We start from the raw sequence: 6,793 nt of genomic DNA on the forward strand, positions 1-6,793 counted from the left end.
GTTGCTTAAAAAATGGGGACGGACCCTGTTTTCTGGGAAATATTGCCTGGAAAACAGGGTCCGTCCCCATTTTTGCGGTCCCTATTTTTGCGTCCTGTTTCTGAGCAGGCAATAGCGTGGGACGTGTGAGGCCTGTTTGTCGCTGTCGACGCGTCACCCGTCGCGGTCCGCGTTGATATCGACCCCGGTATCCAGCAAGTGCCAGGTGAGCAGTTCGTTCGGCAGGTCAAGCAGCCAGTCGCGCTGCGGTTGCGGGAACGGCTGGCCTTCCCGCAACCAGGCTTGCCGCCACGTGACGTTGACAATCCTTTGCAGGGGATGCTCAGGATCGATCCAGGGTTGCCAGATGCCGGTGGAGGTACACGGCACTTCGCTGCCGCAGGATCGTAGCGGTGCCGTGTGTTTCACGACGCGTGCCAGCCCCTTGCGGCTTGCGGTCGGATTTCGCCATCGCCGGCATCGACAGTGAGCCAATGTTCCCACACCAGCCATGAGCTGACCGGTTTGCCGAAAGGTTCGTACACATGGGGGACGAAAAAGCGTTCGTCCCGCGCATACAGGGCGGGCTGGATGGCTTCGACCGCTTTCCGGACGGCGTCCGGCTCGTCGGGCGCTTTCGGCTGCCAGTAACCGGCGAATGGTGCAGTCTTCCCCTGCGTTTGTTCGCCACTGCGGCGCAGGTGGAATACAGGATCGAGCGTCTTGCAAGCAGCCGTTTGCGCAGGGGAGGCGGCCGTGCCGGGGCGTGGTGGAAAGCAGGTCCCCATTGCCGCTTCGATGAGCGTGTAGGTGTCGCCGTTCCACGCGGGCAGAATGGCAGGGGGCAGGGGAAGTACCTGGTCGAGGTTGGGGTAGCGGATGTCGGGGTTGAAATCCAGGTAGTTGGCCAGAACACGGTAGCGCTCGCCGCGGGCTTTGTCGACAAACGGTGCAATCATCTCCGACAGCTTGAAGGGGTGATCGAAATCGATGTACAGATGAGTTGCGCACATGGCGCAGCCCAGTTTTGCGCCCAGATGCAGCGTCTTAAGTGCATGCAATCGTGTTTCCCTAGGGTCCGCGGCAATGATCTCTGCATGTGAACCTTGTGGATGCAGATATCGGAAGTGCAGTGGATATGCCGCCTCGCCGAAGCCTTGAGCCAGCGCGCATTCGAACATCTTTGTCGCAATGGACATGTTTGCCCAGAATCCATTCCTGGGGCTGTCCCAGGTTGCATTCATCTTGTTGGCCAGGAACGTCATTGCCTGGGGATTCCCCATTTCGGCAGCCCGCAGCCAGAAAGCATGGGCTCTTTCCGTATTGCCTCGCACGCCGGTGCCGTTGCTGTAATACGTTCCCATACGGTCATATGCGGCAGGTACTCCCAAGCGCATCGCTTCCTCAACCCAAAGCAGTGCATCACCCGTGCCGTGCTTTGGGTCGCGTCCTTCGAGATACAGGCTGGCCAGGTTCAGCATGGCTTTCCAGTGGCGTCTCTCCGCCGCCTGCCGGGTCAATTCCACTATCCTCTTATAGTCGCGATCGTCGACGTAGATTTCTGGATCCTCGAGTGCGCGTGCTTCCCGGAACCAGGCTTCCGCTTCCGCATCGATTGGAGGAATATGCCTTGCTTCATGAGTGCAGGTGAATGCTGGCATGTGAGGATCGAACAGGGGCAATTCCTCGTCGCGTGGCAACGTATATTCACTTAGATTGATCATCTTGTATCCAAAGGATAGGGCGGGAAGGACTGTCACAATGACGACGAGTTTCCTGAGCAAGTGATGTTGGAGCAACATGGCTTAGCCCAGGCGAATCGTTGAACTTCGTTCATCGGCCAGGGGTAACAGAAAGCCAGTCAGTTTGCCTCCAATCTTTTTTTGAAGCGCATTGGTGCGCATCAGAGCCTGGCACTGGCTGAATGCCTTTTCAATCTCGGCTTTGCTCCCGTCGCCTCCATCAAACGCGCCTCCACTGAGCTGCTTCCAAACCCTCCACCGCAGATCCGTCGTCAACTTCGGATCGATCGTAGCGAGGTTCAACTCGCTGTCCGCCGTCATGCTGCGCTGATTGAGATTGGCGCTGCCCAGTGTGCAAAACACATCGTCCACGAGCAGCAGTTTCGAGTGAATGTAGATTTCGCGGTATCGCCACTGCTTGTCATCCGAGCCGCATGCATTCAGCATCGCGGTGCAGACTTTGATGCCGCTTTCACGCTCCAATCTTTTCGGATCGGGCTTGTCGATGCTGTTCGCATGCCGCACTACTTCCGGCAACGGCGCATGATGCTTTTGGGGCCGTCCGAGCGTGCCATCCAGGGGATGCGACGGTTTCGCTTTGATTGCCGCCACGCGCCTGTTTTCTTCGCCGATCATGGCCTGCTGGCCCTTCATCGCACCTTGTTCACCGAGGTGCGCCAACGCATCGTAGGTGCGAGAAATCATCTCCTTTCGTTCCGGCATGGGAATCACGACAAACACATGCAGGACAGGCATGTGAGCCAAGTGCTTGTTGGATCCGGCACGGGCCTTGTTCCACAGTTTCATTACATCGCGGCGTTTTTGCACCAGCCGTTGAGTCCATTCTTCATACTGGAAATACTGGTTCTCGACGTAGAGGTATCGGAAAGCCAGACTGGCATTGTCCGCGGCCTTGAAATACAGCTCGCGTATCGTCAGGTCATCCTCCGCCGGTTGCGTGCGAACGATCTGGACGGTGCTGTCGTCCGGGCAGGGTTTGCGCAGCAACGCTGCCGGAACTCCCCCGTTTCCTGCCGCGGCGTTGAAGTCCACGGCCGATCCGCCACTTGGGGCATTCGATCTGGCCCTGTTCCACGCGCAAATGAAGTTGTTGTACAGGGGGACCAACGCACCGCCTCGATCGATGCGGCAGGCGTAGTCGCGAAATGGTTTCAATGTCTTGAAGCCGCGTTCTTCAACGCTTGCCTTCGCTGCTTCAGTTGGACCCACTTCTTCGCGACGAGGATTTTCCAGTTGATGCGATGTCGTGTCCCAGTATTCGGTGACAGAATTCAAACCCATCACATAACCCACCGCCTTCGTACCGTCCGCGTGGTCGAAATCGATCAGCAGAGGTTTTTGATGATGCGTGCCGAAAGACTCCATGCACGTTCTCTCGAGAATTCCCGGCTGCGTGGTTTCGGTCGACAGCTGCCGCTCGATACTGTCCCCATCACCATTGTGCAGCCGTACTTCGATATTCTTGAGCATGCCTCCACGGGCGGCCCGATACCAGCTGAAGCAGTATTCCTTGCGCGCCAGCAGGGGAATGGTCTCGTCCGTGAACCGGAAAATGCCACGCTGATTCCTGAGCGGATCGGATTTGCCGGCCTTTGCTTCCGCGTGACGACTGCGCAGCAGCGCAATGCTGTTGGCGGCACTGAGTGTCCCGGCGTTCGTTTTCGATCCGCCATCCATTCGCCATACGTGCGTGTCATGCGTCATGCCCGGCATGTTCCGGGCCATGCCCGCCTTGGCGGCAGTCCAGTCGTACCAGACCAGCAAGCGGACACGCACGCCACGGCGTCCAGCAGCTACAAGCAAGTCGCCATAGGTATCACCGCGCGGCCAGGTTCCGTTGCGCGTGCGTTCGAGTTCCATCCCCGGATCGAATCCCCAGCAACAGATATCGATGCTGCCTTTCGCATTGCGTATTTCCTTCGCGATATCCTGAAATCCTTCCTTCCCGCATATGAACATCGTCAGCTTGTTGTTATGCGTGATCGGGTGCGTCGTTTTGCCCTTCAGGTTGCGGTTTTCCAGAAGCCACTGCACCGTGCAGCGGCCCGTGCCTGTGCGCGCATCCACATAGGTCGTTTCGGTGCGATTGATTGCCTCGGTCATGAAGATCTCCCCCCGTTCACCCATCAAAAAGTTCCAATGAGAAATATAGGGATCGGCAGGCTGGCGATGTTGCGTAGGGTCAATAATCCAGATGCTCGATCGTCGGCCTTGAACGTCCAGCACTGGCTCACTGCGAACGGACCGTGTATCTCTCCCCTCGGTGCCAAACTGATGCCGCGTGTTAAACTCCCCCGACGACCAACTCCGTTTCTCCGCAGTTTCGACATGTCCTCCAACACCACGTTCAACATCACCCCCTCGACCACCCCGGCCTCGGCCGCCGACCGTGAACAAAAGCTGCAGGCCATCCAGTTCGGCCGCGTGTTCACCGATCACATGGCCGTCGTCAAGTACAGCAACGGCACCTGGCACGATCCGGAAGTGAAGGCCTACGGCCCGCTGTCGCTCGATCCGTCGGCTTCCGTGCTGCACTACGGCCAGGCGATCTTCGAGGGCTTCAAGGCTTACCGCCAGCCGGACAATTCCATCAGCCTGTTCCGCCCGGAGCAGAACGCCGAGCGTTTCAACCGCAGCGCGCATCGCCTGGCGATGCCGTCGATCCCGAAGGAGCTGTTCATCGGCGCGGCCGATGCGCTGGTGAAGATCGACCAGGCATGGGTGCCGGGCGGTTCCGGCGAGAGCCTGTACCTGCGCCCGTTCATGATCGCCACCGATCCGTTCCTGGGCGTGCGGCCATCGAATGAATACCTGTTCCTGCTGATCGCGTCGCCGGCCGGCGAATACTTCCCGCAGGGCCTGAAGCCGGTCAGCGTGTGGGCCAGCAAGGAATACGTGCGCGCCGCGCCGGGCGGCACGGGCGAGGCGAAATGCGCCGGCAACTATGCGGCCAGCCTGCTGGCGCAGGCCGAGGCAACGCAGCACGGTTGCGACCAGGTGATCTGGCTCGATGCGATCGAGCGCGAGTACATCGAGGAAATGGGCGGCATGAACCTGTTCTTCGTGTACCGGAAAGAGGGCAAGCCGGTCATCGTCACGCCGCAGCTGACGGGCACGCTGCTGCCGGGCATTACGCGCTCGACCCTGCTGCAGCTGGCAGCCGACGAGGGTTACGCAGCGGAAGAACGGCGCCTGTCGTTGACGGAAGTGCGCGAGGCCATCGCCTCCGGCGAAATCTCCGAGGTGTTCGCCTGCGGCACCGCGGCCGTCATCACCCCGGTCGGGCTGATCAAGGGCCGCGGCTTTGAAGTCACCATCAACAGCAACGAGAACGGCCCGGTCGCGCTGGCCCTGCGCGATGCGCTGCTGGGCATCCAGCGCGGTACCGCGGCCGATACGCACGGCTGGCTGCACAAGGTCGCGCTGGCGTAAGTTCCCGGCAGGCTTGTTGCTCGAAATGGGGTGCGCCAGAGCGCCGCGCCGCCCCGTTCTTGAAGCGACTTTCCGCGGCGGCGGCAGCGCTGCCGGCGCGGTTTTCCCCGATATAATACAAAGCAATATTGGTAACCCATAAGGAGCAATCATGGCCGGATTCAGTATCAACCTCGAAGAAAAAACCCTGTCGAATGAAAATTTCCGCGAAGTGCTGTTCACCACGCCGCAAAGCCAGCTGGTCGTGATGACCCTGCAGGCCGGCGAGGAGATCGGCGCCGAAAAGCATGACGACACCGACCAGTTCATCCGCGTGGAAGCGGGGCAGGGCAAGGCCATCCTGGACGGCGAGGAACACGCGCTGGAAGACGGCGTCGGTGTGGTGATCCCGGCCGGCACGCATCACAACGTCATCAATACGGGCAGCGAACCGCTCAAGCTGTACACGCTGTACACGCCGCCGGAGCACCCGGACGGCACGATCCACAAGGACAAGGCCGAGGCGGACGCCTACGAGGCCGAGCACGGTCACCACTGATGGCGGCGCCGCAAGGCGCCTTTGCATGGGAAAAGCGATACCGCCGAGGTGTCGCTTTTTTTTTGGCGCTGTCACCCGAGCCTGTGGGGGGAACTGAACAATTCGCCGCAATCGCTGTCTCATATCGTATTGACGATGGAGGCGGCGATGCACGACGGCGTTTTCAACAGCTTGCTGGAACGATTGCGCGGGCAAATCGACGGGTTGTCCGGCGCCCAGTTGGCGACACTGCGTGCCCTGCTCGAGTCGGCCTCGTCATTGGCAACCTGTCTGGAACTGATCGAAAAGTTCGGCCGGCCCTGCGATCGTTGTCCGCATTGCACGGCTATCCGCATCCATCGTCACGGCAGCTCTGGCGGCCTGCAACGTTACCGCTGCGTGATGTGCCGCCGCACCTTCAATGCGTTGACCGGCACACCCTTCGCTTTCCTGCCTGCGCGGCAAATGGCTGCCTTTCCTGCAGGCGGTGCTGGATTCGCGCACGGTCCGGGGGTGCCGCCAAAATCACCAGCATCCACCGCAACACCAGCTTTCGCTGGCGCCATCGTTTCATGGGCGCAGCACGGCACGACCGGCCACCCCGGCTGCAAGGCATTGTCGAGGCGGACGAAACCTATCTGCTCGAATCGCAAAAAGGCAGCCGGCACCTGGACCGGCCGGCGCGCCGGCGCGGCGGCAAGGCCAGGCGGCGCGGCATCTCCAACGAACTCGACTGCATTCTGGTGGCACGCGACCGTGACGGCAAAACCCGGCATTTCGTCTGCGGCCGCGGCCCGGTCACGGCGCGGCAGCTGGCGCGCCACCTGACTCCGGTACTGGCTGCCGATGTCTTGCTGGTGTCGGACAGCGCTGCCGCTTACCGCACGTTCGCGCGCCGCGCCGGCATCCTGCATGAAGCAGTCAATCTGAGCGCAGGAGTGCGCACCCGCGGTGCCCTCCACCTGCAACACGTGAATGGCTATCACAGCCGCTTTCATGGCTGGCTATCGCGGTTCAATGGCGTGGCGAGCAAATACCTGCCGAACTACCTGGGCTGGCGCCATGGCCTCGACGGGCAGCGCTGGCTGGCTCCTGCAGACTG

Annotated in this window: 5 protein-coding genes and 1 pseudogene; 3 read left to right on the top strand and 3 right to left on the bottom strand. The window is 60.5% G+C overall.

All coding sequences use genetic code 11. The annotated features are described in order from the left end of the window. Window positions 1-153 precede the first annotated feature (153 nt). The 3 genes from FHS02_RS17840 to FHS02_RS17850 all read right to left on the bottom strand — a co-directional run bounded on the left by FHS02_RS17840 (window position 154) and on the right by FHS02_RS17850 (window position 3,845). The gene (locus FHS02_RS17840) at window positions 154-408 is read right to left on the bottom strand and encodes a hypothetical protein (RefSeq protein WP_137313616.1); all 255 of its coding nucleotides are present in this window, start codon (window positions 406-408) and stop codon (window positions 154-156) included. Then, window positions 405-1,703 carry an SEL1-like repeat protein gene (locus tag FHS02_RS17845; protein WP_137313615.1) on the bottom strand — a complete coding sequence of 433 codons (1,299 nt, stop codon included), beginning with the start codon at window positions 1,701-1,703 and terminating at the stop codon, window positions 405-407. Before FHS02_RS17845 ends, FHS02_RS17840 begins: the two co-directional genes overlap by 4 nt. 81 nt (window positions 1,704-1,784) lie before the next feature. After that, the gene (locus FHS02_RS17850; protein WP_137313614.1) at window positions 1,785-3,845 is read right to left on the bottom strand and encodes a phospholipase D-like domain-containing protein; all 2,061 of its coding nucleotides are present in this window, start codon (window positions 3,843-3,845) and stop codon (window positions 1,785-1,787) included. A 225-nt stretch (window positions 3,846-4,070) separates the two neighbouring features. On the opposite strand from FHS02_RS17850, the gene FHS02_RS17855 reads away from it, so the two are divergent. The 3 genes and pseudogenes from FHS02_RS17855 to FHS02_RS17865 form a co-directional block, all read left to right on the top strand. Continuing rightward, entirely contained in the window at window positions 4,071-5,174 is a 1,104-nt protein-coding gene (locus tag FHS02_RS17855) for a branched-chain amino acid aminotransferase (RefSeq protein WP_137313613.1), read from the top strand. Window positions 5,175-5,325: 151 nt separating this feature from the next. Further along, window positions 5,326-5,712 (top strand): cupin domain-containing protein, encoded by a 387-nt coding sequence (locus FHS02_RS17860; protein ID WP_137313612.1) that lies wholly within the window; start codon window positions 5,326-5,328, stop codon window positions 5,710-5,712. A gap of 147 nt (window positions 5,713-5,859) precedes the next feature. Further along, a pseudogene (locus FHS02_RS17865) lies at window positions 5,860-6,793 on the top strand (IS1595 family transposase); the annotation flags it as partial.

Origin of the sequence: Pseudoduganella umbonata, assembly GCF_014192225.1 — a bacterium.
GTDB lineage: Bacteria > Pseudomonadota > Gammaproteobacteria > Burkholderiales > Burkholderiaceae_D > Rugamonas > Rugamonas umbonata.

What these genes read in the sequence shown, in the direction of transcription:
- FHS02_RS17845 (WP_137313615.1), bottom strand. Translation starts at nt 1,703, where the DNA reads ATGATCAATCTAAGTGAATATACGTTGCCACGCGACGAGGAATTGCCC.
- FHS02_RS17850 (WP_137313614.1), bottom strand. Translation starts at nt 3,845, where the DNA reads ATGACCGAGGCAATCAATCGCACCGAAACGACCTATGTGGATGCGCGC.
- FHS02_RS17855 (WP_137313613.1), top strand. Translation starts at nt 4,071, where the DNA reads ATGTCCTCCAACACCACGTTCAACATCACCCCCTCGACCACCCCGGCC.
- FHS02_RS17860 (WP_137313612.1), top strand. Translation starts at nt 5,326, where the DNA reads ATGGCCGGATTCAGTATCAACCTCGAAGAAAAAACCCTGTCGAATGAA.